The sequence below is a fragment of the Arachidicoccus rhizosphaerae genome, from assembly GCF_900107765.1.
Classification (GTDB): Bacteria; Bacteroidota; Bacteroidia; order Chitinophagales; family Chitinophagaceae; genus Arachidicoccus; species Arachidicoccus rhizosphaerae.
In genome coordinates, this window is the sequence record NZ_FNQY01000002.1 from 259,868 (window position 1) to 285,059 (window position 25,192).

General features: G+C 41.7%; 16 protein-coding genes and 1 other RNA gene. 13 read left to right on the forward strand and 4 right to left on the reverse strand.

Going from position 1 to position 25,192, the window contains the following annotated elements:
• Positions 1–39: 39 nt before the first annotated feature.
• The 5 genes from BLU80_RS03445 to BLU80_RS03470 all read left to right on the forward strand — a co-directional run bounded on the left by BLU80_RS03445 (position 40) and on the right by BLU80_RS03470 (position 8,453).
• Positions 40–1,341: a radical SAM family protein gene (locus BLU80_RS03445; protein ID WP_091393435.1), complete on the forward strand. Its 1,302-nt coding sequence runs from the start codon at positions 40–42 to the stop codon at positions 1,339–1,341.
• Between the two features lie 24 nt (positions 1,342–1,365).
• Complete coding sequence (mtaB, locus tag BLU80_RS03450; protein ID WP_091393439.1) at positions 1,366–2,646, forward strand: tRNA (N(6)-L-threonylcarbamoyladenosine(37)-C(2))-methylthiotransferase MtaB; 1,281 nt, start codon at positions 1,366–1,368, stop codon at positions 2,644–2,646.
• Between the two features lie 705 nt (positions 2,647–3,351).
• A complete protein-coding gene (locus BLU80_RS03460; RefSeq protein WP_244518705.1) occupies positions 3,352–6,309 on the forward strand; it encodes a SusC/RagA family TonB-linked outer membrane protein in 2,958 nt (985 codons plus the stop codon).
• 43 nt (positions 6,310–6,352) lie between these two features.
• The gene (locus BLU80_RS03465) at positions 6,353–8,086 is read left to right on the forward strand and encodes a RagB/SusD family nutrient uptake outer membrane protein (RefSeq protein ID WP_244518706.1); all 1,734 of its coding nucleotides are present in this window, start codon (positions 6,353–6,355) and stop codon (positions 8,084–8,086) included.
• Between the two features lie 163 nt (positions 8,087–8,249).
• Positions 8,250–8,453 (forward strand): dodecin family protein, encoded by a 204-nt coding sequence (locus BLU80_RS03470; protein ID WP_091393446.1) that lies wholly within the window; start codon positions 8,250–8,252, stop codon positions 8,451–8,453.
• A 130-nt stretch (positions 8,454–8,583) separates the two neighbouring features.
• Here BLU80_RS03470 and pgi read toward each other — a convergent pair whose 3' ends face one another.
• Positions 8,584–10,239 (reverse strand): glucose-6-phosphate isomerase, encoded by a 1,656-nt coding sequence (gene pgi, locus BLU80_RS03475; RefSeq protein WP_091393449.1) that lies wholly within the window; start codon positions 10,237–10,239, stop codon positions 8,584–8,586.
• Between the two features lie 249 nt (positions 10,240–10,488).
• Here pgi and BLU80_RS03480 point away from each other — a divergent pair, with 249 nt between their 5' ends.
• From BLU80_RS03480 to BLU80_RS03495, 4 genes are all read left to right on the forward strand, one after another.
• A complete protein-coding gene (locus BLU80_RS03480; RefSeq protein ID WP_091393451.1) occupies positions 10,489–12,390 on the forward strand; it encodes a DNA polymerase III subunit gamma/tau in 1,902 nt (633 codons plus the stop codon).
• Between the two features lie 47 nt (positions 12,391–12,437).
• The gene (locus BLU80_RS03485; RefSeq protein WP_091393454.1) at positions 12,438–13,235 is read left to right on the forward strand and encodes an undecaprenyl-diphosphate phosphatase; all 798 of its coding nucleotides are present in this window, start codon (positions 12,438–12,440) and stop codon (positions 13,233–13,235) included.
• Positions 13,236–13,251: 16 nt separating this feature from the next.
• Positions 13,252–14,556 carry an MFS transporter gene (locus BLU80_RS03490; protein WP_244518708.1) on the forward strand — a complete coding sequence of 435 codons (1,305 nt, stop codon included), beginning with the start codon at positions 13,252–13,254 and terminating at the stop codon, positions 14,554–14,556.
• A 127-nt stretch (positions 14,557–14,683) separates the two neighbouring features.
• Positions 14,684–15,415 (forward strand): class I SAM-dependent methyltransferase, encoded by a 732-nt coding sequence (locus BLU80_RS03495; protein WP_091393458.1) that lies wholly within the window; start codon positions 14,684–14,686, stop codon positions 15,413–15,415.
• 168 nt (positions 15,416–15,583) lie between these two features.
• On the opposite strand, the gene BLU80_RS03500 is transcribed toward BLU80_RS03495, so the two are convergent.
• Positions 15,584–15,973 carry an SET domain-containing protein gene (locus tag BLU80_RS03500; RefSeq protein WP_244518710.1) on the reverse strand — a complete coding sequence of 130 codons (390 nt, stop codon included), beginning with the start codon at positions 15,971–15,973 and terminating at the stop codon, positions 15,584–15,586.
• Positions 15,974–16,039: 66 nt separating this feature from the next.
• Positions 16,040–16,924 (reverse strand): transglutaminase family protein, encoded by an 885-nt coding sequence (locus BLU80_RS03505; protein ID WP_091393464.1) that lies wholly within the window; start codon positions 16,922–16,924, stop codon positions 16,040–16,042.
• A gap of 197 nt (positions 16,925–17,121) precedes the next feature.
• On the opposite strand from BLU80_RS03505, the gene ssrA reads away from it, so the two are divergent.
• Positions 17,122–17,500: a transfer-messenger RNA gene (ssrA, locus tag BLU80_RS03510) on the forward strand.
• A gap of 143 nt (positions 17,501–17,643) precedes the next feature.
• On the opposite strand, the gene cobA is transcribed toward ssrA, so the two are convergent.
• Complete coding sequence (gene cobA / locus BLU80_RS03515; RefSeq protein WP_091393467.1) at positions 17,644–18,402, reverse strand: uroporphyrinogen-III C-methyltransferase; 759 nt, start codon at positions 18,400–18,402, stop codon at positions 17,644–17,646.
• Positions 18,403–18,562: 160 nt separating this feature from the next.
• On the opposite strand from cobA, the gene nirB reads away from it, so the two are divergent.
• The 3 genes from nirB to BLU80_RS03530 all read left to right on the forward strand — a co-directional run bounded on the left by nirB (position 18,563) and on the right by BLU80_RS03530 (position 25,183).
• Positions 18,563–21,085: a nitrite reductase large subunit NirB gene (gene nirB / locus BLU80_RS03520; RefSeq protein WP_091393471.1), complete on the forward strand. Its 2,523-nt coding sequence runs from the start codon at positions 18,563–18,565 to the stop codon at positions 21,083–21,085.
• Between the two features lie 52 nt (positions 21,086–21,137).
• Positions 21,138–21,554 (forward strand): nitrite reductase small subunit NirD, encoded by a 417-nt coding sequence (nirD, locus tag BLU80_RS03525; protein ID WP_091393474.1) that lies wholly within the window; start codon positions 21,138–21,140, stop codon positions 21,552–21,554.
• A gap of 128 nt (positions 21,555–21,682) precedes the next feature.
• Positions 21,683–25,183 (forward strand): nitrate reductase, encoded by a 3,501-nt coding sequence (locus BLU80_RS03530; RefSeq protein ID WP_091393476.1) that lies wholly within the window; start codon positions 21,683–21,685, stop codon positions 25,181–25,183.
• Positions 25,184–25,192 lie beyond the last annotated feature (9 nt).

The window sequence follows — 25,192 nt, forward strand, 5'->3', positions numbered from 1 at the left end:
CCCTTATTTGGTTTCTACATTTAATTATTGTAATACTTTATGGCCTTAAACGCCTCTCCATATCTGATGTATTCTGATGGTCAGGGAAATATCTTTGAAGATACCTCCTTATATGCTATTGGAAGAGCTGGCTGGGATGCCTTGCCTGTCGATCCTGAAGATTGGATTGAACTGCCTAACGGGGGGAATTTATATGAACTTCCGGGCAGAAAAGGTATTGGTCTTGACGTGAAAACAGGAGAACTCAGATTGTGTGACAAAGGCTGGGCCGTCGCCGCATTTATTCCGCCAGCCTATACCGGTCTTTTCCTGGCAGCTTATGAAACGACAGATCCTGACGCGCCGAAATTACCCTTGTTTTGTTATACGGCAGCCGGCTGGCATAATGAAAAATTATACGTGCCTGCTGTACGCGTGGAGCAGGATATAAGGCAGGAATGCGCCGGTTATAAAGATGATCTGGTCGCTTCAGGGGCTTTGGATATGCTTAAAAATTATCCGGAAAACCGGCTGGTAAGACATTTAATGGATAATTGCTGTAATACCTATCATTGCCCTGCCGCCAGAAATTTATCCTTAGGCAGATGGGAATGTCCGGTGCCTGTATCACCCGCCTGCAATGCCAATTGCCTGGGCTGCATCTCTTTTCAACCAGAAACAGAAACGATTGTATCGACTCAGGATCGGCTTACTTTCAAGCCAAGGGCAGAGGAAATCGTCGAATTCACGGTTCCCCATTTACTAAGTGCACCGTATCCGATCGTTAGCTTCGGACAAGGCTGCGAGGGAGAACCCTTATTAATGTGGGAGACCATTAAAGAATCTATCATTGAGATTCGCAAACATACGGATAAAGGCAGTATAAATATCAATACCAACGGTTCCAAGCCTGATGCAGTGCGTCAGCTTTGTGAAGTGGGGCTTAATAGCATACGCGTTTCCATGAATTCTGCTCAGGAGTCTGTTTATACTAAATATTATATGCCCAATAATTACGTTTTTCAGGATATCGTAGAGAGCCTGAAAGTCGTTAAAAGTTTCGGGGGATGGACCAGCATCAATTATTTTGTCTTTCCGGGAATGACAGATACAGAAGCTGAATATGAGGCCTTACGGGAATTAATCCGGCAAACGGATTTAAATATGATTCAATGGCGGAATTTTAATATTGACCCCGATTGGTATTTAACCCATCAAGGCGTCGGAGATTCCGCAGAAATGATGGGTATTAAAAACCTGATGGAGGAAATTCATGCAGAATTCCCTAACCTTAAATACGGTTATTATAATCCTCCTATTGAAAGAATAAAAGGGCGTTATGAGCAGGATTTTGCTCATTAGCTGTTGTAAAAGCTTACATCAACCATGGATACTCAAAAATCTGTCGCATTTCATACACTAGGGTGCAAACTCAACTTTTCTGAAACATCTACGCTTTCCAGAATGCTGGAAGCGGAGGGATTTGAGAAACGGGAGTTTGAAGATCTGGCCGATGTGTATGTGATTAATACTTGTTCTGTTACGGATAATGCAGATAAGGAATGCCGCCAGCTCGTAAGGCGTATTGGTCGCAAGGCTCCACAGAGTCTGGTAGTGATTACCGGTTGTTACGCCCAGCTAAAGCCTAAAGAAATTTCAGAAATACCCGGCGTGGATTTGGTCCTGGGTGCAGCGGAAAAATTTAATATAGCCGATCATTTAAAAGAACTGACTAAAGGCGATTCTACCAAAATTTCCAGTTGTGATATTGAACAGGTCAGTGGTTTTAATAGTGCCTTCTCCTTAAATGACCGTACCAGAACTTTTTTAAAGGTGCAGGACGGTTGTGATTATACCTGTTCATTTTGTACGATCCCCAAAGCCAGAGGCAAAAGCAGATCCAGTAATATTCAAAGCGTTCTTGAAAATATCCAAAAAATTGCGGATACCGGAAACGTAAAAGAGGTCGTGCTAACTGGTGTAAACCTGGGGGATTTTGGAAAAGGACCGGATGGCATGAAAAAATCCGAAGAAGCATTTTATGATCTGATTCAGCAAATCGACAATATGGAAGGAGTAGACCGTTACCGGATATCTTCCATTGAACCCAACTTGTTAACGCCTGATATTATCAGATTTGTGGCAGGCAGTAAACATTTTATGCCACATTTTCATATCCCATTACAAAGTGGCTCTAATAAGATCCTGGGGCTGATGCGCAGAAGATATCAAAGAGAGCTCTATTTGGAAAGAGTGGCCGAAATTAAAAGCCTGATGCCGGATTGCGGAATCGGAGTGGATGTGATCGTCGGATTCCCTTCGGAGACAGATGAAAACTTCAAAGAAACCTTCGATTTTATCCACCAGCTGGACGTGAGCTATCTGCATGTATTCACTTACTCTGAAAGGCCGGGAACACCTGCTCTGGATATAGAGGGTGTGGTTCCTGTCCATGTCCGCCATGAACGCAATAAAGTGCTGAGGAATCTGTCCTATAAGAAAATGCAGTATTTTATTGAGGGACAAAAAGGAAAACAAAGAACGGTATTGTTTGAAGATCATAACAAAAATGGGATGATGGAAGGATACACAGATAATTATATTCGTGTAAATACGCCGTTCCGGGAAGAGTGGACCGGGCAATTAATTGATTGGACCATTCAATAAACCAGATAACCTTTCTCAAAAACAGCGGGGGACTCTTCTTATCATATTTACGGCTGGCAGATGAACTTTGTTCTGATGTCAGCCTTTTTTGTTTTTATTTTCGATACCGGATAAAAAACGAAAATGATCATACTTGCCTGTATATGTTAGGATATTCATGTAATTTTTGCATTTATTTGAAAGAGGCAGTTTTACCCGATGCCCAGACGTGGTTAATAATGATAAGCGATTATTGATGTAATTTTTGCATGATGTATTTTTTAATACATGGTAACGCATTTTTACATGTTTAAATGTAGGTACATATTGGTTTAAATTTTCAAAATAAGGCGATTGTGTTTTGATAAATTTAATTACTTTCATGGTCTTGATGTGGCCATTATTGTGTGGTGCCTAATCATCTTATTATTCTATCCTTTTTTGATTCTAAATTTGACCTGTTATGAAAAATGCTTTTTGCTATTTAAATTGTCATTCTCCCGGTCCTTTGAATGTAGCGAAGGGAAGGCCCGAAAAATTATATTTATCATTATAGGGGATTAGCTTCAGGCAAATTGCCGTATTAATGATAACAAGGCTAGTCGCTGGGGCTTTCGTATGCCTCTAAGTGAGGCCTTTATATGCCATGGATAGAGTCCTTTTATCCTGGTAGCGGATGTTTTGTTCATACTCTTTCATTCTCTCATTATCTAAATTATTTAACTCATGGAATTAAAACAATTCTTAAAATCAGGGATGATACTGGCTTTTTTGCTTTTATCCCTGTATTCAAGGGCGCAGAACGTACCCATTGAAGGTACGGTAATGGATTCGGCCGGTAGCCCGATATCAGGCGTTTCCGTAAAGATAGCAGGCGGCAATGTAGGTACCTTGACTGATAAGGATGGTGCTTTTCAGTTAAGTGCCAAGGGCACTGATTCTTTGAAATTTGATTACATAGGCTATGCGTCAAAAGTAATCTTGGTAGGTGCACAAAAAAACATAAAAGTTACGTTGCTTGCAGCCGCAAATCAATTGGCGGATGTAACGCTGGTCAGCGTCGGTTATGGATCTTTGGAAAAATCGGAAGTATCCAGTGCCATAACGCATCTTGATGCCAGTGAATTATCTTCTGTGGCCGGAAATGGTGCACTGATGTCCATGCAAGGTAAAGTGGCCGGTTTGAATGTAACCAACACGGCAACCGGCGACCCGAATTCTTCTCCGAGTATTCAGCTAAGAGGGGCTTCTTCCAGGAATGCCGGACTGGGCCCTTTATATGTTATTAACGGGATACCAGGAGGGAATATTGATAACCTGAATCAAAATGATATCCTGAGTATTGACGTTTTAAAAGGCGGGGCAGCCTCTGCTATTTATGGAACCAGGGGTAGTAATGGGGTGATTGTCATAACTACTAAAAAAGGAAGTGCGGACGCCAAGTTAGTGTATGATGGATATTTGGCCTTGGATTATCCGACTAACACACTGGATGTATTAAACAGCCAGCAGTTTTTAGCCCATGACCGTGGTGTAGATTATGGTTCTAATACGGACTGGCTGAAAGCGGTGACCCGTTCCCCGGCAGTATCCAATAAGCAGACTGTGCAGTTCTCAGGCGGCTCTTCTTATACGAATTATATAGGTACTGTTGACTACCGTAATGCTCATGGTATTGATCTTAGAAGCTCCAAAACTGAATACGGGGCCAGGGTCAATATCAATCACCGGTCAAAGGACAATCTGTATGAGGTTAATTTTAACGTAGCTCCCAGATATGCAAAGACAAACCTGGCAGATAAATCCTTTTTTGCCAAGGCGCTATCCTTAAATCCGACGCTATCTCCCTTTGATGCAAACGGGAACTATGCCTATATAAATAATGGCGGACTTTTCCCTTTTAATCCTGTCGAAAGATCGAATTTGGTAAAAGATCAACAGGAAATCAAGTATCTGGATATCAGTGGTTCGTTTAAGTTAAATCTGACTCGGGGTTTAAATACAATTGTTACTGCGGGAGAGATCAGCTCATCTTTTAGAAACTATGATTTTGAACCGTCTATTCTTAGTACAAGGGCCGCAGAAAACGGAGGTACAGGCCGGAATTACGCCAAGCAACAATTAGATGAAAGTGACCAGAAGAGCTTTGAATGGATTGGCAATTACGATAAAACTTTTGGAGCTCATTCCATTAAAGTACTGGGAGGATACTCCTTTCAGTTATTTACAAATTCCGGCTTTGGAGCCAGCAATGAGGATTTTCCATCAGATCTGCTGACCTGGGATAATTTAGGCACGGGACTATATGGGCAGGAAAAAGGAGTGGACGGTACCAGCTCTTATAGAAATCAATCCAAACTGATTGCTTTTTTTGGGAGAGTAAATTACGATTTTGATAAACGATTTTACCTGTCTGCTTCCTTGCGCCATGAAGGGTCATCTAAGTTCGGACAGAATCACAAATGGGGGGACTTCCCTGCGCTTTCCGCAGCCTGGAGAATCTCACAGGAACCCTTTATGAAATCAGTTGACTGGTTAAATGAATTGAAACTCCGTGTGGATTATGGAGAAACCGGCAACCAGGACTTTAGTAGTTATAAGTCTATTTTGACCTATGGCGGGTTTGGATTTTTTACTTTTAATGGAAGGAACTACCAGGTCATTGGACCTACCCAGACGGCCAATCCGGATCTGGCCTGGGAAAAGGCACAGAATTTTAACCTGGGCATGGATTTCGAAATCAAAAACGGGCTTGTCTCAGGGAGCTTAAATTATTATATCAGAAGGAATAAGGATTTATTGGGCGATTATCCTATACCGGTTCCACCCAATATTGAAACCAGTATTTATGCCAATGTCGGCACGATGAAAAATACCGGATTTGAATTGCAATTGGATGCACAAATTGTCAGAAAGAAAAATTTCACCTATAGCGCCTCCTTTAACGGTGCTACTAATAGCAATGAATTTGTATCCTTTTCTAATAGTTTATATGAAGCCTCTAATTATTTGGATGTGGTGGGTATGCCTGCCCCCGGATCACCCGGCACGATTCAAAGACTTCAGGAGGGCAAAAGAATCGGTAGTTTTTATTTACTGAAATCAGCGGGAATAGACAGCACCGGGGCGCTTCTGGTATATAATAAAGACGGAGAGGTAATAAGAGGCGACAAAGCCAGTAATGACGATAAGCAATTTATCGGTAATGGACTGCCTAAATTTACGGCAAGCCTGGGTAATAATTTTACGTATAAAAACTGGGATCTGAGTGTGTTTTTCCGGGGAGCTTTTGGTTATGATGTGTTTAATACAACCGCATTTTATCTGGGAACACCCGCCACTCAACAAGATGCGAATGTTTTGACATCCGCTTATGGCAACGGAAAATACGCTAAATTGACAAATGCAGCGACATCTGCAATTTTAAGTGATTACTTTTTGGAATCAGGTAGTTTTGTCAAATTAGATAATGTAACACTAGGATATACTGCCCATTTTGAGCATACATATATTCGGCAGTTACGTGCCTATATTACAGGCAGAAATCTCAAAACTTTTACAAAATTTAAAGCAGGTGATCCTGAATTAATTCAAACTAACGGACTGTATCCGGGTGTGACTAATAGTCTGGATTATTTCCCTTCTACCTTGCAATTGATATTCGGGGTACAGGTGACTTTTTAATTCGGTTTTGATAGAAATTATTCAATCCATAAAATATTAAATAATGCTTAATAAATTTAAGAATCATAAAATCCTGATGATCGCATTAGTATTTGGGTTAATGTTCAATTCAGCATGTACTAAATTGGATGAAACCGTTTATGATCAGATCAAGGGAGAAGATTTTCCCAGTAATAAAAATGATGTTATAAGAAGTTTTTTGCGGCCATTTGAACATGCCTATTGGAGTATACAGGGGGGAAGTACTTTTATGTTGCAAGAAAACAGTTCTGATGAGCTGATGACGCTTAACCGACAGGGGGATTGGTATGATGGTGCGCAATATCAAAGAGTGCATTATCATACCTGGACACCAAATGATGGGTATACCAGTGATGCTTGGAACGCCTTTTACCAGGGGATTACGCTAACCACCAATTCTCTTGAAGTATTAAATAAAGTGGATGCTCAAAAGATGGACATGGAAGAAGGCGAATTGAAGGATTTAAAAGCTGAACTCCATACTTTAAGAGCTTGGTTTCATCTTCGGGCCTTTGATTTTTACAGAAATATTATCATTGTTGATTCTGTAGGAGATAACACGGAACCTATGACGCAATCAACGCCCAAAGAGACATTTGATTTTATAGAAAAAGAATTGATCGATGCAATCCCTGATTTACCTACCGTACAGGATCTAGGGGCTGCAAACGCTATAGGCAGGTGGACAAAGGCCGGAGCCGCGGCACTTTTAGTCAGACTGTATCTTAATGCTAAGGTGTATATCGGGGAAGATAAGTACGCTGAGTGTGCTAAGATATGTGAGGATATCATTAGCGGAAAGTATGGCAGTTATTCTTTAGAGAACAAATGGGACGCTCCTTTTGATTATACCAATAGTACTTCTTCAGAGACAATATTTGGATTTCCGGGTAGCCTGAATCAGACCCACTGGCAATATACAGACGGGATGTATTTTTGGTGTGTGACATACCAGGCTCCCAGGTATTTTGGCTTCTCTGATTTCGGAGATGCCAATCCTAAATTTGCCCTGCAGCCGGGCAGAGATGTGGACAGTGTAGAATATAGTTTTAAGTTAGGTAAGCCTTTTTTGAAATTCCAGAAGTATAAAGATGATTACAGATTAAAACTTTATAAGAATCTGGGAAGTAGTAAAAGGGAAGGAATGTTTTTATATGGTTATCTGCCATATACAAATAGTGAAGGAAATCCCGACACGGTGCGGGGCAATAAGGGAGATTATCCGTTATTTATCCGAGACCAGGTTGGGATGTTTCTGGATGCAAAACCCGGTACCAGGATTGCCGATAAAGAGTCTGATATGAATCATGCAGATCATAATTCAGGTGTATTCCCGGTGAAATATCCATTTTATCCTGACGGAGATGATAACCGGATTACATCGGCTTATGCTGAGATCAGGCTGGCTGAAATATATTATTCCTTAGCGGAATGTAAATACAGGGCGGGGGATAAGGCCGGCGCTGCTACCTTATTAAATGATGTCAGGAAAAGAGATTATCCGGATGGCTCAGCCAGTTTATATAAAGCGGATGGTAGTCAATTGACGGATCAGGAAATGCTGGATGAGTGGGGAAGAGAATTTCTGGTAGAAGGAAGAAGACGGACAGATTTAATAAGGTGGGGTGTCTTTAACACCGGAACCTGGTGGGATAAAAAACCAGATGCTGATAACCATACCGAGATTTTCCCTATTGGTGTAAATGTGCTGAATGCATCTGCCGGGTCACTTAAACAAAATCCCGGATATGAATAGTTCATTAAACTGATCAACCAATTGCCATGTTTATTTAAAAATTGGTTGGTTGTTGGCGCTCCTTTTTATGTGGGGAGCGCCATTTTCCTATGGTTGAATATGGAACTTTAATAAAAATAACTTATATTGTGTTTCAATTTATAACCTTTAAAAGAAAAATATCATGGCAGTATTAAAAGTTATTGAAGTAATGGCCAGTTCATCCAAAAGCTGGGAAGATGCGGCGGCGCAGGCAGTTACAGAAGCCTCTAAAACGCTCAAAGGTATTCGCTCCGTATATGTTAAGGAACAAAGTGCAGTTGTGGTGGACAATAAGATTACTGAATACAGAGTGAACCTGAAGCTTTCTTTTACCGTGGAGAATTAATCCGCAAATTTCAAATCAGCGCATTTAAAGAGTTCTTAAGGCTAAAACCTACTGAGAGTTCTATTGTTATTAAAAAGACCATTCAATATTGAATGGTCTTTTTAATAACAATGATATCTTATAGTATCTGTTAATTTCTAAGAGATTTATAAGCGTTGATCAGACCGTTGGTGGAGCTGTCATGTGCACTAACGCTTTGATCATCTTTTAATTCAGGGAGAATTTTGCCAGCCAGTTGTTTACCCAGCTCAACACCCCATTGGTCAAAACTGAAGATATTCCAGATAACGCCTTGCACAAATATTTTATGCTCATATAAAGCGATTAAGCTGCCCAGCGTTTCCGGCGTAATTTCCTTTACCAAAATGGAATTCGTCGGGCGGTTCCCTTCAAATACCTTAAAGGGCGCAATTTTTTTAATTTCTTCAGCCGACTTTCCTTGTGCTTCTAATTCTTCTATGACGGTTTGCTCTGATTTGCCGTTCATAAGAGCTTCAGTTTGGGCAAAGAAGTTACTGAGCAGTTTTTGATGATGATCACCAATGGGATTGTGGCTGATGGCAGGTGCGATAAAATCTGCTGGGATAATAACGGTTCCCTGATGGATCAGTTGATAAAATGCGTGCTGACCATTGGTGCCGGGCTCACCCCAGATGACCGGGCCGGTACTGTAAGAAACTTCATCGCCTTTTCTGTCAACGCTTTTACCGTTGCTTTCCATATTGCCTTGTTGAAAATAAGCACTGAAACGGTGTAAGTATTGATCATAAGGTAATATGGCCTCTGTCTGGGTGCCAAAAAAGTTGGTATACCATAATCCGACCAGCGCCATAATGACCGGTATGTTTTCCTTAAAGGCCGTTGTTCTGAAGTGCTCATCCGTTTTATAGGCTCCTTTAAGTAAAGATTCGAAGTTGTTATACCCGACACTTAGGACAATGGACAGTCCGATGGCACTCCATAAAGAATAACGACCGCCTACCCAATCCCAAAACTCAAACATATTGGCAGGGTCAATACCAAATTTCTTTACTTCCGTTTCATTAGTGGAAAGTGCAACAAAATGTTTTGCGACGTGCGCTTCATCCTCAGCAGACTTTAAGAACCAATCTCTGGCCGTATGAGCATTCGTCATGGTTTCCTGCGTAGTAAAAGTCTTGGAGGCAATTAAAAATAAGGTTTCTTCGGGAGTGACTTTTTTTAAGGTTTCGGCAATCTGTGTTCCGTCCACATTACTCACAAAATAAGGTTGTATTCCTTCTACCCAATAAGGTTTCAGGGCTTCAGTTACCATCACCGGACCTAAATCGCTGCCTCCAATGCCAATATTGACGATATATTTGATTTTTTTGCCGCTATAACCTGTCCAGGCACCGCTATGGATTTTTTCAGCAAATGCCTTCATCTGTTGCAGGACGCGGTTAACATCTCCCATGACATCTTTGCCATCGCTTAATACCGGCTTTCCGGAGAAATTTCTGAGCGCGGTATGTAAAACGGACCTGTTTTCGGTTTCATTGATCTTATCACCGGTGAACATCGCTTCGATGGCCGGTTTTAATTGGCATTCCTCCGCCAAGGCTAATAGCAGGTTAATGGTTTTATCTGTAATGATGTTTTTGGAATAATCAAACAGTATGTCATCCAATTTAAGAGAGAATTGGTTAAATCTATCGGGACTTTTTGAAAACAGATTTTTCATCTGCGTTTGGCTCATTTCTTCCTGATAATGTTTTTTCAGCAGGATCCAAGCCTGTGTGGTTGTCGGATTAATTTTCGGTAGCATGACAATTTTTATGTTTAATTGATAAAATAGTTGATTTTATTTTCAATTGATGAATGATGACAAAATTAACCCCAAAATCCTTAAATACCTGCTTTATTTTTGATATATGAAAATTTGTGATAATGTTGAAGAAAGCGGCATCTGGTTACCTACTATATTTTGGAAACTGGGCACAATTTATCCACATTAAGCAGTCGTCTGGGTAAAGGATCGTTTAGAAATTGCTGAATTGTTTATCTTGCATCACATATGGACAATTTTGTAGTATCAGCCAGGAAATATCGCCCCCAGACCTTCGATACAGTTGTGGGTCAAGGACATATAACAACAACATTAAAGAACGCAATTAAGAATGGTCAACTTGCACATGCTTTCTTGTTTTGTGGTCCAAGAGGGGTGGGGAAAACAACCTGTGCCCGTATTTTGGCTAAAACCATTAATTGTGAGAATCTGCAACCAAATGGTGAAGCATGCGACCAGTGTCCATCCTGCAAAAGTTTTAATGAGGGGATTTCCTTGAATATTCATGAATTGGATGCTGCCAGCAATAATTCGGTGGATGATATCAGGGCACTGGTGGAACAGGTGCGGTTTGCACCACAAGCGGGGAAATACAAAGTGTATATCGTGGATGAGGTGCATATGTTAAGTTCCAGTGCCTTTAATGCCTTTTTGAAAACATTGGAAGAGCCCCCTTCTTATGCGATATTTATTTTGGCCACCACTGAAAAGCACAAAATTCTGCCGACCATTTTAAGTCGATGTCAAATTTTTGATTTTAAAAGAATTACCAATCAGGATACAGTTGGTCATTTAGAACAAATAGCCACTAAAGAGCATATTGAAGCTGAAAAAGCTGCCTTACAGTTGATCGCACAGAAAAGTGAGGGCTGTATGCGTGATTCATTAAGTATTTTGGATAAAATCGTCAGCTTTACCAACGGAGCGGTGACCTATCAAAATACACTGGAGCATTTAAATATCCTGGATGATGAATATTATTTTCAGCTGCTGGACAGTCTTGTCGCTCAGGATATGGCCAGTGCATTGTTATTATATGATCAAATAAATAAAAAGGGTTTTGAGGGGGATATCGTGCTCAACGGCTTTGCAGGATTTATCCGTAACTTACTAGTTTGTCAACAGCCCAAAGCATTGGAATTATTGGATGTCGTTGATGCCATGCAGGTGAAATATAAGGAAAGGGCAGGGCAGATCTCTGCTTCTTTTCTGGTCAGCGGTCTGAATATTTTAAATCAGGCGGAAATTGAATATAAGATGGCCAGAAATAAACGACTGCATGTTGAAATGGCACTGATTAAACTTAATTTTTTGCAACAGGCCATTGAACTGTCATTGGATGAGTCCGGAAAGGTGGTAAAAAAAAAGCAGATTGATGGTCCGGTAGCCTATAGAGAAAGAAAGATTCTAAGCATGGATGTTGCCAGTTCTGCCACTGGTAAGAAGACCGCCGCGCCGGTACTTAATCATCACGCTAATGCATCTGCTACAGGTTCTGCGCTATATGTACAGCCTGAAAATAAAACGCCCGCTGCCACAAATGAGCAGTTTAATGCAAATCCCGTTGTAGGCAATCTGCGGTCAAGTGACCCAATCAGCCCTTCTGAACCACCTGCTTCTGTTACCAGTCGTCCGGTGGAACAAAAAATAGAAGGTAGTACCGGAAATACGCTGAAGAGGCCGGCCAGGCAAAATCTCCTGGATGCTATTAAGGCAAAAGTCGGCCGTGAATATGAGGTAAGGGAAGTGGAAAACCCTGATCCGCTTACCATGGAGAAATTAAAGCCGCTATGGGATGAATTTGCTGATAACTTGCTGGCCCAGGGCAAGCACTCTGCAGCGAATACTTTTAATGCGGCAAAATTAACCATACAGTCAGAGGAACTCTTTCAAATTGAGGTGCAGGCTGTGACGCAAAAAAAGATTATTGAACATGAAAAAATGATGCTGTTGGATTTTCTGCAAAGGAAATTTAAAAACAGGTTACTGACATTTACGTTATATGTGCCGCCGACGGCGATGGAAGTGAAATTGCCTCCTAGCAGCAGGGAACGTTTTGATGCGATGGTGAAGAAAAATCCCGCTTTACTGGCACTAAAAAATCAATTAAAACTTAATTTAGATTATTAACCCAAGCGGCTTTGCCGCTTATTTATTTACCCTAACTTCTCTCTTTTATGGATTACATTCAGGCCATTATTCTTGGAATTATAGAAGGTTTAACTGAATTTTTACCTGTTTCATCTACCGGCCATCTGATTATAGGAAGTTCCCTGTTAGGAATTGATCCCAATGATCAGTTTGTCCAACTGTTTAACGTCGCCATTCAATTAGGTACTATATTATCGGTAGTGGTACTTTATTTTAAGCGCTTTTTTAAATCCCTTGATTTTTATTATAAACTGTTTGTGGCCTTTATACCGGCCGTAGTACTTGGTCTTTTGTTTAATAAGCAGATTGAAGCTTTTTTAGGCAATGTTACGATCGTTGCTATTTGCCTGTTGTTGGGCGGTATTGTGTTGTTATTTGTAGAAAAGCTATTTAAGAATCCGACCCTGGACAATGCGGATAATGTCCCTTATCCAAGTGCCTTTAAGATTGGTATCTGGCAGTGTCTGGCAATGATTCCGGGTGTGAGCAGAAGTGCGGCAAGTATCATTGGTGGTATGCAACAAAAATTGACAAAAAAGGCTGCGGCTGAGTTTTCTTTTTTCCTGGCCGTACCTACCATGTTTGGCGCTACTGCAAAAAAGCTCTATGATTTTTATAAACAAGGTCTCGTTATCAGCAGCCATGAATGGGGAATCTTAGGTGTAGGTAATTTGGTTGGATTTATAGTGGCCATAATCGCTATTAAATCTTTTATTGGTTTTGTGACCAAACACGGCTTTAAGGCGTTTGGTATTTATCGTATAGTTGTAGGACTGGTGATTTTAATTTTGATTTTCTCTGGCCATAGTTTACAAATGGTATAGTTTAAATTTAAGCTCCATGGAAATGACTGCTGCTTCCAAGAAGATGATCCGGGGATGGGCGATGTATGATTGGGCCAATAGTGCTTACAATCTGGTAATCACCTCTACGATATTTCCGGTATATTATGATGCACTTACAGCAGTCAAGGATACAGGCGGCACCGTGATCAGCCGCAGTGTGGATCTGTTTGGATGGCATGTTGAGAGCGGTGCTCTCTATAACTATGCTATTGCATTCGCCTACCTTGTCATCGCTTTTTTATCCCCGATTCTCTCCTCCATAGCAGATGGCCGGGGTAATAAAAAGCGTTTTTTACAGTTTTTCTGTTACTTAGGGGCTGTGGCCTGTTGCCTGCTTTATTTTTTTACTAAAGAACGCCTGGTTTTAGGCCTTGGAGCCTGTATTATTGCTGCCATTGGCTACTGTGGCTCTTTAGTGTTTTACAATGCCTATCTTCCAGAAATAGCACCGGTGGAATTGCAGGACAAAGTGAGTGCCAAAGGGTTCGCCTATGGTTATGTGGGTAGTGTGTTGCTACAGATCATCTGTTTTGTGCTTGTTCTGGTAAAACCTTTTGGGATGTCTGACGGACTGGCGGCCAGAATATCCTTTTTATTAGTCGGATTATGGTGGATGGGTTTTGCGCAGATGACTTTTAGGGCACTCCCTGGGAAGTCAAAAACAGCGGGCGCCCAGGTTACGCTTTGGAATAATGGCTTGAAGGAACTGAAAAAAGTCCTTTCCGAAGTGAAAACAATGCCTGTGATGAAAAGATATTTGACTGCGTTTTTCTTTTATAGCATGGGAGTGCAGACGGTTATGATTGCCGCGACCTTATTTGGCAGCCAGGAACTGAACCTTAGCGCCACTCAGCTCATCAGTTGTATTTTGATTATACAACTGGTGGCCATTGGAGGTGCCCAGATGATGGCCTGGCTATCGGGGCGTTACGGAAATATAAATGTATTATTATGGGTTGTGCTGGTCTGGATTGGTATCTGTATATTGGCCTATTTTATTCAGACTGCAACCGGTTATTATATCGTTGCCACCCTGGTCGGTATTGTGATGGGAGGTATCCAGTCTCTGAGCAGGTCGACTTATTCGAAGTTTATGCCTGCAACCACAGACACTGCGTCTTATTTTAGTCTTTATGATGTTACTGAAAAAATAGCGATTGTTTTGGGCACCTTTAGTTTTGGTTTCGTGCAACAACTTACAGGTAGTATGCGTTACTCAGTGGTCGCTCTTGCCATTTTCTTTTTAATCGGTATGATTGCCTTAGCCACTATCCGAAAAAGACTATCCCTCAGCAGGTAATTTGATAGCTAAATTTTAGCTCAGAGGAACAATTCTGAATAAAAAAGCTTAAATTGTATGTGGTATTTTTGATTTCCCCTACATCGAAATTAAAAGGCAGGAATTTCTCTCAAAAATAGAGGCAGTTATGGCAAAAATAAAGGCAAAATATGGGATTGATGCACCTGGTGTTATCAGAAATTTAATTATTATTGGCGTGGTGCTTTATGTCCTGGGGATTTTTGTATTACCGCGGATTAATGCAGGGTCGTGGCTGACAACCCTTAACTGGACCATGTTATATACAGGGATATTTATGATCATTGAAGCTTTGCTGATGATCTGGTATAGCAAATACGGCAAACTCAGGCACAGGGATCGCATGTTGGCGCTTTATTCATTTACCGGACATGAAAAAGTATTGGACGTGGGAGCGGGCAGAGGGCTACTTGCCATAGGGGCTGCCAAGCACCTGACAGATGGCCAGGTGACGGCCCTTGACATCTGGCGTACGCAGGACCTGTCTGATAATACAAAAGGTGCCTTGCTGGCCAATGCCAGAAGCGAAGGGGTGGAGGAGAGAATAGATGTGCTGAGTGATGATATCTGTACGACTAATTTGGCGGATGATAGCTTTGATGTAATACTTAGTAATTTGTGTTTACACAATATACCAAAGGCAGAACTGCGGGCTCAGGCTTGTCATCAGATTTTACGAATTCTTAAACCGGGCGGCACGGCCGTTATTTCTGATTTTAAACATACGGCTACCTATAGTAAAGTATTTCATGAGGCGGGAGCCGGGGTCAGCAAAGTAGGTACCTATCTGTTTAGTACATTTCCTGCCCTAACGGTCATTAAAATAACAAAACCAATCTGACTTCAATAAAGCTCAGACTGGTCTTGTTTTTATCTGCCGTTCCGACATTGTCAATCGGAAGAGCGTGGTATAGAGTCCAATCGTGTAATAATCTAAAGCCTCTGTTTACAACCGTATTACCTGTTTTTAATCTTTGAGGTATTTTTACTGAAATTCTATTTTAATAGGTTACTGCTGCTCTATTAAATGGTGAAACCAAACCTGCGTACTGTCATTGGGATCGGCATTATAATTAATGGAAAGTTCTTCACCTTTGGATATGGCTCTAACTGTTTTAATCGTAATGGTGTTGTCATCAAAATCCATTTCATATTCGCAATTAGACTTATAACTGTGGTTATATACAGATACATAACCTAAAGCGACAGCCGCTTTTTTGCGGGATTTGCCCCATTCAAAAATATAATTGAATAATTCAGTCTTTTCGATGTGTTTTCGGTCTTTGGCAGACAAAACCACTACCGGAGAAATCTCTATAATCTGACCTTTTGGGATAGCCTGAGTGGTAAAGACTCCTCTACCTTTATTGCCGGAAGGGGCAATAGTAAGATAAGGCATTATCATGTTTGTTGTAATAATTTAAAAGTACAGGTAAAATTAATGCATATATTGGCAAAAATGCAATTATTTTTCCGTGCGGGTTAAAAGGTTGGCAATCTTGTCCAGATCTTTTTTCCGTTCCAGGTCTCGGGCAGACAGGTAGCATTTGCCGAGCTCAGCTGCCATATTTCCGATAATCATCTGATGGGAGAGCGGTTTAAAATAACTATCCTTTTTGGGAATGCGGTATTGTTGAAAGTATTTGTCCAGATCGTATTGACCATAGAGCTTGCCTGTCGTAGCGTCTATATAAAATAGAATCTGTGCCTGAAAAGACTGGTCAGTCACTAAATCTCCCATAAAACCTCTTTGAAAGCAGGCTAGTATATTTTGATCCGGAACAGAGATCTGCAAAATAGGGATTTCCAGCATCTCACAGAGTAATTGGTATAATATCCCAGTAGATAATGCATTTCCCTTTTTCTTTTCTACCACTGAATGCAGGCAAAAATGCTCAAGATGTTCATAGTTATTTCGTTCGCTGCGAATTTTCTGGAATTGAAACAATATTTTAGATACCAGGGTGGCCGTCTCCAGTGATGTAAGTAAGTCATTGGTTTCCAGCCATATTTCTTTTTTGATATGGGCTACCTTTTCCCGGAGCGCATTTAAAGAAAGATGCGGATAGGAATAGCTGGCAATCAGGTGACTGCCTGTTAAAAGGTCATGGGTGTTTTCCGCATTCCAGAGCTGGATTTCGCTGACAAGGCTGTCAAACTGAACCTGCCGGATGATCTCCCCAATGCGACGTTGAATCTTATCGTCGGGAGTTTCTTCACAAAGGTCTTCCAGCCGTGGGATCACTTCCCTGCCGTAAGTGACAATTCTTTTTGAGATCAGATCGAAGATTTCTTCATCCGGATCATCTATTAAAGAAAATAAAGCATTAAGCTCGGCGTTCAGGTGCATGGCGCTTTGTGAAAATGATTAGGACAAAACAAAGCAAAAAAATGTTTATTTTAAAACAAAATAATCCACCAGTGTTAATAATTGTGAAGACCCTGCATAGATAAGGGGCCGAACGGCAAAATATTCTCTTTGATGTAAAAAAGTTGTACCTTTGTAAAAGTTCTTTGAGTCAAAAGTGACTACAATTTACTTGTTAAGGGGCTGTACCTGGTTTTGACAGCGCTAGTAGCGGTAGGTGTAAGCATGCAGCGCGTTGTGTAATTAGCGCTTAAATCTGAATACTCAAAATTCAAATGGCAACAGACAGTTTGCTATGGCTGCCTAATTAGTTAATTAGACAACCGTTCGGGCCGCGTTGAGCAGGTCGTCCTGATACCAGGCTCCGCCGCCGACTCAAAATCAAACACAGGATGCTGTCACCTCAGGCTGTGCCGGTGACAAAAGATTTATTCAGCTAAGGAAAAGGTTGGTTGGTTCTTTCCCTGCCTTTTTCCGACAAGTAATAAAGAACTAAGCATGTAGAAAGCTTATGGTAGCGGCGTTTGGACAGGAGTTCGACTCTCCTCAGCTCCACCTTTTATTTCCTATTGAGTTATAAATGACCTTATTTGCCAGGAAGTAAATAAAGACAGAGATTAATGGAATGTATATTTATTTTAATAATATACGGGCTGTTTATCTCTGTTTTTTTTTATATAAGCGTATTGTTTGCTGTATGCTTAAATGGCCTGTTTCAAGGATACTATACCCGACAGTTCCTGTTGACTCAGAACTACGTCTCCTATAATCACCACCGAGGGATTGGACATCTGATGCTCCTCTGCCAAACGACAGATGTTATTTACATCTGCACAAATCATTTTTTGGCGACCGGTGCATCCTTCCTGAATGATCGCAACAGGCGTATTGCCCCGGTTATAATTTAAAAATACGGACATGATTTCCGGTAGGTGATTCATGGCCATTAGCAGGACAATGGTTGCGGTTGACTGGGCGGCTAAATAAATGTCTTTGGAGAGTTTGCCGTCTTTGGTGGTGCCTGTCGCTACCCAGAAGCTTTGGCTGATACCTCTGGAGGTAAGGGGGATAAATGCCGAAGCGGGAACGGCAAGTGCGCTGGATATCCCCTGGACTACCTTTACTTCCATGCCCACTGATCTGGCTGCCTCGATTTCCTCCGTAGCTCTTCCGAAAACAAAAGAGTCGCCACCTTTTAGACGAACAATAATTTTATACTTATTAGATAATTTAATAATAAGATTGCAGATTTCTTTTTGTGTCAGGGAATGCTGGCCAGCACGTTTGCCGACATACTGCTTAATACATGCTTTTTTACAATAATATAATAATTCAGGGTCAATTAATGCGTCATATAGCACAATATCTGCCTCTTTCAGTGCTTTAATCCCTTTCACGGTAATTAAATCGGGGTCTCCCGGGCCGGCACCTACCAATATTAATGTGGATTGTTGTGTCATTTATATAAATTATAAAAAAATAAATATAATAAAATTGCTTAAAAAATTATCTAAATTCAAATTATGAATTTAAATTTACATCGAAATTAGAACAAATAAATGAAAAAAGTAATTGTTTTAATTAAAAATATAAATATAGAATTAAAAATAATATAATAATATGAAAAGAATAATTGTCGTAGGCAATGGGATGGTGGGCTATAAATTTTGCGAGAAAATGGCCGCGAAAGCCCCTAAAGGGACTTATCATATTACTGTATTAGGCGAAGAACACAGACCTGCATATGATAGAGTACACCTTACATCCTATATTAATGGGACTTCAGCAGAACAGTTAACCATGGCTCCGGTTTCCTGGTATGAAGAGCAGGGCATTGACCTGCATCTAGGGGATGCAGGGGTGAGCATTGACCGTGAAAATAAAATATTATTCACCCAAAGCGGGTTGGAGCTTCCTTATGATATACTGGTAATGGCAACAGGTTCTGCGGCCATGGTGCCACCTATTCACGGAGTGGATAAAACGGGCGTATTTGTATACCGAACCATTGATGATCTGGATAAAATCATGGATTATGCCAAAAATGTCAAAAAGGCAGCGGTTTTAGGAGGAGGGTTATTAGGCCTGGAAGCTGCTAAAGCAATGGTAGATATCGGTGTAGAAAAAACCTATGTTATTGAGTTTGCACCCAAATTAATGCCTCGGCAACTGGACGATGCAGGTGGCGCTGTATTAAGAAGTAAACTAACTGCCCTGGGTTTAAGAGTCCATACACGTAAACATACTTATCAGGTTTTAGGCAAGGATAGAATTACCGGAATTCAGTTTGTTGATGAAAGCGAGCTTTCTTTGGATATGTTGGTGATCTCTACCGGCATCAATGCCCGGGACGAACTGGCTAAGGCTGCCGGGCTGGCTACAGGCAGCAGAGGCGGTATCATAGTCGATGATCAGATGTTAACGGAAGATCCGAGCATATACGCCATTGGTGAATGTGCAGTGCATGGAGGAATGGTTTATGGTCTGGTAGCTCCCGGGTATGATATGGCTGAAGTAGCCATGACGCATATTATTGCCCATCATCTGGAAGGGGAAAATAAGCAACGCACTTTCACCGGGTTTGACATGAGCACTAAATTAAAACTGATTGGTGTGGATGTTGCCAGTTTCGGTGACCCATTTTTAACGGCTGATAAAGCCCAGCATGTCATTTATGAGGATAAAGTAAATGGGATTTATAAAAGGTTAAATGTCTCTTTGGACGGCAAATACTTACTGGGTGGGGTGATGGTTGGTGAGGCCTCCCAATACAATAATTTATTACAGTATTATAAAAACAGCATGCTTTTACCGGAAGCCCTGGACAGCCTGGTCTTTCCGGAGCAAAAAGGAGATAAGCCTGCAGGTGCTGGTCTGGCAGCATTGCCGGATGGCGCGCTGATTTGTAGTTGTGAAGGCGTTACCAAGGCAGATATCTGTCAGGCAGTGAAAGATGGCCATGAAAGCGTTGATGCACTTAAAAAATGTACAAAAGCCGGTACGGGTTGCGGAGGATGTGTACCCATGCTGAAAGATCTGGCGGCCATGACCCTTAAAACGATGGGTAAAGAGGTGCGCAAGGATATTTGTGAACACTTCACTTATAGCAGACAACAGCTTTATGATCTGATACGACTCGATAAATTAAGTTCATTTGAAGAGGTTTTGGATAAACATGGAAAAGGAGACGGTTGTGAAGTCTGTAAACCTGTTGTCAGCTCTCTACTGGCCAGTACACTGAATGAAATGATTTTGCGCAAGAATAATGATACTGCACAGGATAGCAATGACAGATTTCTGGCGAACATACAAAAGGGTGGAACTTATTCTGTTGTACCCAGAATTGCAGGCGGTGAAATTACCCCGGATAAATTATTGGTAATTGCATCAGTGGCTAAAAAATATAATCTCTATACCAAGATAACCGGAGGACAGCGTATTGATATGTTTGGTGCACATTTAAGTGATTTGCCTTTTATCTGGAAAGAGCTGATTGACGCCGGATTTGAAAGCGGACACGCTTATGGCAAATCCCTTAGAACGGTAAAAAGCTGCGTGGGTAGTACCTGGTGTCGGTTTGGACTTCATGATAGTGTAAGTTTTGCCATTCAGATTGAGAATAGATATAAAGGACTAAGAGCACCTCATAAACTAAAATCTGCCGTTTCAGGTTGTATCAGAGAATGTGCTGAGGCACAAAGCAAGGATTTTGGTATCATCGCCACTGAAAAAGGCTGGAACCTGTATGTTTGCGGCAATGGTGGAAGTAAACCACAGCATGCCTTATTATTAGCGCAGGACCTGGATAGTGAAACCTGTATCCGTTATATTGACCGCTTTTTGATGTATTATATTAAAACGGCGGATCCGTTAACCCGCACGGCAACCTGGTTGAATAAACTGGAAGGCGGAATTGATTATTTGCGCAAGGTGGTCGTAGAGGATAGTCTTGGAAAATGTCTGGAATGGGAGGTTGAAATGCAGACCATATTAAGCCAGTATGAATGTGAGTGGAAGGCGGCCATTGAAGACCCGAATATCCGAAAAAGATTCGCTCATTTCGTTAATGCGCCGGAACAGAAAGATCCGACCATAGAATTTGTGCCCATGCGGGATCAAAAACGTGTATTGGAATGGCAATAGTTTAGAATACCCGAAATGCATCCGCACATTGTAACTCATTAAAACAAAAAATATGCATCAGACAGAATATATAAACAGCAATGATATTAAATGGTTTCATGCCTGCCAGGTAGAAGATGTGCCGCACAATGGCGGCGTCTGCGTAAAAAAAGGAAATGACCAGATTGCCCTTTTTTATTTTGCCAGGACAGACAAATGGTATGCCACCCAGAATTTATGCCCTCATCGCCACCAAATGGCGCTCAGCCGTGGAATGACCGGATCGGTGGGTGAACAGCAAGAACCTAAAGTGGCCTGTCCGTTTCATAAAAAGACTTTTTCTTTAGATTCCGGCAAATGTTTAAGCGGAGAAGATTATCATATTAAGGTATATCCTGTGAAAGTAGAAGGCGGAAAGGTATTTATAGGAGAAAACGCAATCAACGAAAACGCCCAGATCGATAAGGATTGCCTGCAATGTGCATCCTGATGGAAGGTAACTGAATATTGCGTAAATGATCATTATGCAGCGATAATAAGGATTAATATAAGAGTATGTCTGCCAAATGGCAGTCCCTTACTAGTCTCAATTAAAGGACCGTGTAAAAGAGCTGAGGTATGCCAGAAAGTTTTAAAACAACTTGTTGTTACTGTGGCGTTGGGTGTGGGGTTATTGTCCACAAGGATAGTAATGGAATGCTTGTCGCCGAAGGGGATAAAGGGCATCCTGTAAATAAAGGCATGTTGTGCAGTAAGGGCATGAATCTGCATTATACGGTTATGGATAAAAGTGACCGGTTACTGTATCCGGAAATGCGTTACCATAAGCAAATGCCCAGAAAGAGGGTCAGCTGGGACACTGCGCTGGAAAGGGCGGCCAGGGTTTTTGCTTCCATTATAGAGAGATACGGGCCTGAAAGTGTTGCATTCTATGCTTCCGGCCAATGTCTGACGGAGGAATATTATATCGTCAATAAGCTGGTTAAAGGTTTTATCGGATGCAATAATATTGATACAAACTCCAGGCTCTGTATGAGTAGTGCAGTGGCTGCCTATAAAATGAGTCTTGGAGAAGACAGTGTGCCCATTTGTTATGACGATATTGAACAAACCGATCTCATTTTTGTGGCCGGCGCTAATCCTGCCTGGTGCCATCCTATAGTTTGGAGAAGGGTGGAAGCCGCCAAAGCTGCTAACCCCGACCTTAAAATAATTGTCAGTGATCCAAGAAAAACGCAGACTTGTTCACTGGCCGATGTGCATTTGCAGATCAGGCCCGGCACTGATATTACTTTACATCATGCCCTGGCCAGAATACTTATAGAGAATGGGGATATTGATATGGATTATATCAATCATCATACGGAAGGATTTCTGCCTTTGGCTAAAAAGGTAATGGAGCGCACGGTTCATGAGGCGGCTATCATCTGTGACGTGCCGCCGGAGGATATTTATCAGGCAGCGTCACTCATTGCGCATTCCAAAGGATTACTCACCATGTGGACCATGGGTCTTAATCAAAGTGTCCGTGGAGTGGATAAGAACCTGTCTTTAATCAATCTCAATTTAATTACCGGCCGCATAGGCAGGCCTGGTTGCGGGCCGTTTTCTCTGACAGGACAACCCAATGCCATGGGAGGAAGAGAGGTGGGAGGACTGGCCAATATTTTACCGGCCCACAGATTATTATCTAATGAGCAGGACCGGTTATACGTGCAGCAATTCTGGGGTGGAAAACCCATTGGAGAAGCCCCCGGCCTTACGGCAACTCAGATGTTTGATGCCATGGAGCAGGGATCCCTAAAAGCCATCTGGATTATGGGCACCAATCCGTTAGTGAGCCTGCCGGATGTAAGAAAGGCGGAAGCAGCACTTGCAAAAGCTGCATTTGTCGTTGTTCAGGAAGTAAGTAATAAACCTGAAACTTTGCAGTATGCTGATTTGATTTTACCAGCTGCCGCATGGGCCGAAAAGGAAGGTACGATGACCAATGCAGAGAGGCGCATTACCTATCTGAGCCGTATTACTGAAGCCCCGGGTGAAGCCAGACCTGACGCAGAGATTCTCTGTGATTTTGCAACTAGGATGGGGTTTGCCGGATTTGAGTTTAAAAACAGTGAAGAGATATTTTTAGAACATTGCAGGCTGACCGAGGGTACGAATATGGATATTGGTGGCCTGAATTATGCGATTTTAAAGGAAAAGCGATCTGTACAGTGGCCTTACCCCAAGGAGCCTTTACTGCAAAATATGCCCAGATTATTTGCTGATGGACGATTTTATACAAAATCAGGGAAAGCCATTATCAATGATCCCAATGATGAAAATGAATCTGAACCGTTATCTGAGGATTTACCGCTCATTCTAACGACCGGTCGAATCAGAGATCAGTGGCATACCATGACCAAAACGGGAAAAGTAAATAAATTAAAGCAACATATTGCGCGCAGCTTTCTGGAAATACATCCTGAGGATGCTTTTGAAAGAGCCATATCGGAAGATGAACTAATTGAAGTAACAGGTGTCCGGGGAACGGTAAGGGTAAAGGCGAAGCTGACTTCCGATATTAAAAAAGGAGTCGTGTTTTTACCCATGCATTGGGGGAAAATGCAAGGTAGTGATTTAAACAGAGCGAATAATATTACGAATGCACTTTTGGACAAGGTTTCCAAACAGCCGGATTTTAAATATGCGGCAGTCCAGGTCAGAAAATATATAAAGCCTAAACAGCGTATAGTAATTGTCGGTGCCGGCGCCGGCGCATTTGGTTTTGTCAAAAGATACAGGGAACTTAATGGTATTGATGAAATAGAGGTCTTTAGCAAGGAGGATCAGCCTTTTTATAATAGGGTGATGTTGCCTGATTATATAAGCGGCACTCAAAGCTGGGAACAGATTGTGAAAATGACCGGAGATGAAGAACTTGATCATAAGGTGGTTTTGCATCGCGGCTTAAGTATCGTGAGCGTTGATAAGGATAGTAAACGAATTAAGGATGATAAAGGCCAGTGGCATCATTATGATATTCTGATACTGGCCACTGGCAGCCGGCCGTTTATTCTGAAGGACACGCCCAAGATGCCTGGGATATTTGCGATGCGAACCAGGATGGATGCGGATCAGTTTATGGAACATCTGGACAGAAAAGGTGGAAAGGTCGTTATCATTGGTGGAGGGCTACTGGGTATAGAATTAGCAGGGTCTTTAATGGAGATTGGTGTGCAGTCCTGCATTTTGCAGCGATCCAGCAGACTGATGGACAGGCAGCTGGATAGTTTAGGATGTCAGCTGTTACATGAGGAATTAGTTGAAAAAGGGATTGAAGTTTTATTCAATGATGAAGTTGACAGATTTTTAGGAGAAGAAAAATTAACGGGCATAAGACTCAGGAGTGGTAATGAAATTACCTGTCAGGCAGTCGTAATGGCTATCGGGACGAGACCCAATATGGAGCTGGCCATTCAGGCAGGGCTGAATTGCAAACGGGGGGTGGTGGTCAATGCCTACCTGCAGACGAGTGAGCCGGATATTTTTGCAATCGGAGAAATAGCGGAACATAACGGGATGCTATTTGGTATTACAGCCGCAGCTGAAGAGCAGGCCGCCATAGTAGCCTCTTATCTGAACGGTGATATTGCCTCCTATTATAGCGGTTCCTTAGCCATGAATCTTTTAAAGGTACACGGCATTCAACTGTGTTCCGTGGGGATTTCGGATGCGCCCCAGGGTGACGCAACCTACGAAGAGGTTATTTTCCTGGATCGTGCCAAAAGATATTATAAAAAATGTATTGTGCATCAGGATAAGCTTGTCGGAGCTATTCTGATTGGAGATAAAACAGAATTTTTAGAATTTAAAACACTAATCGAGAATAGGACAGAGCTTTCTGAAAAAAGATTGGAACTGTTGAGGAGTGGAGGCGCCGCCGAACCTGTGCTTGGGAAAATTGTATGCTCCTGTGGAAATGTCGGTGAAGGCAATATCATTAATAAAATTAACGATGGGCACTGTGAGCTAAAAGCACTTTGTCAGGCCAGTGGCGCGGGAATGGGATGTGGAAGTTGTCGACCGGAAGTCCAGGCAATTCTGGAAAGGTCACTTGCTGCATCTTCTGTATAACTTAGTAAG

What these genes read in the sequence shown, in the direction of transcription:
- BLU80_RS03500 (WP_244518710.1), bottom strand. Translation starts at nt 15,973, where the DNA reads ATGCCTTATCTTACTATTGCCCCTTCCGGCAATAAAGGTAGAGGAGTC.
- BLU80_RS03465 (WP_244518706.1), top strand. Translation starts at nt 6,353, where the DNA reads ATGCTTAATAAATTTAAGAATCATAAAATCCTGATGATCGCATTAGTA.
- BLU80_RS03470 (WP_091393446.1), top strand. Translation starts at nt 8,250, where the DNA reads ATGGCAGTATTAAAAGTTATTGAAGTAATGGCCAGTTCATCCAAAAGC.
- BLU80_RS03530 (WP_091393476.1), top strand. Translation starts at nt 21,683, where the DNA reads ATGCCAGAAAGTTTTAAAACAACTTGTTGTTACTGTGGCGTTGGGTGT.
- BLU80_RS03445 (WP_091393435.1), top strand. Translation starts at nt 40, where the DNA reads ATGGCCTTAAACGCCTCTCCATATCTGATGTATTCTGATGGTCAGGGA.
- cobA (WP_091393467.1), bottom strand. Translation starts at nt 18,402, where the DNA reads ATGACACAACAATCCACATTAATATTGGTAGGTGCCGGCCCGGGAGAC.
- BLU80_RS03485 (WP_091393454.1), top strand. Translation starts at nt 12,438, where the DNA reads ATGGATTACATTCAGGCCATTATTCTTGGAATTATAGAAGGTTTAACT.
- nirB (WP_091393471.1), top strand. Translation starts at nt 18,563, where the DNA reads ATGAAAAGAATAATTGTCGTAGGCAATGGGATGGTGGGCTATAAATTT.
- BLU80_RS03480 (WP_091393451.1), top strand. Translation starts at nt 10,489, where the DNA reads ATGGACAATTTTGTAGTATCAGCCAGGAAATATCGCCCCCAGACCTTC.
- BLU80_RS03460 (WP_244518705.1), top strand. Translation starts at nt 3,352, where the DNA reads ATGGAATTAAAACAATTCTTAAAATCAGGGATGATACTGGCTTTTTTG.
- pgi (WP_091393449.1), bottom strand. Translation starts at nt 10,239, where the DNA reads ATGCTACCGAAAATTAATCCGACAACCACACAGGCTTGGATCCTGCTG.
- BLU80_RS03505 (WP_091393464.1), bottom strand. Translation starts at nt 16,924, where the DNA reads ATGCACCTGAACGCCGAGCTTAATGCTTTATTTTCTTTAATAGATGAT.
- nirD (WP_091393474.1), top strand. Translation starts at nt 21,138, where the DNA reads ATGCATCAGACAGAATATATAAACAGCAATGATATTAAATGGTTTCAT.
- mtaB (WP_091393439.1), top strand. Translation starts at nt 1,366, where the DNA reads ATGGATACTCAAAAATCTGTCGCATTTCATACACTAGGGTGCAAACTC.
- BLU80_RS03490 (WP_244518708.1), top strand. Translation starts at nt 13,252, where the DNA reads ATGGAAATGACTGCTGCTTCCAAGAAGATGATCCGGGGATGGGCGATG.
- BLU80_RS03495 (WP_091393458.1), top strand. Translation starts at nt 14,684, where the DNA reads ATGGCAAAAATAAAGGCAAAATATGGGATTGATGCACCTGGTGTTATC.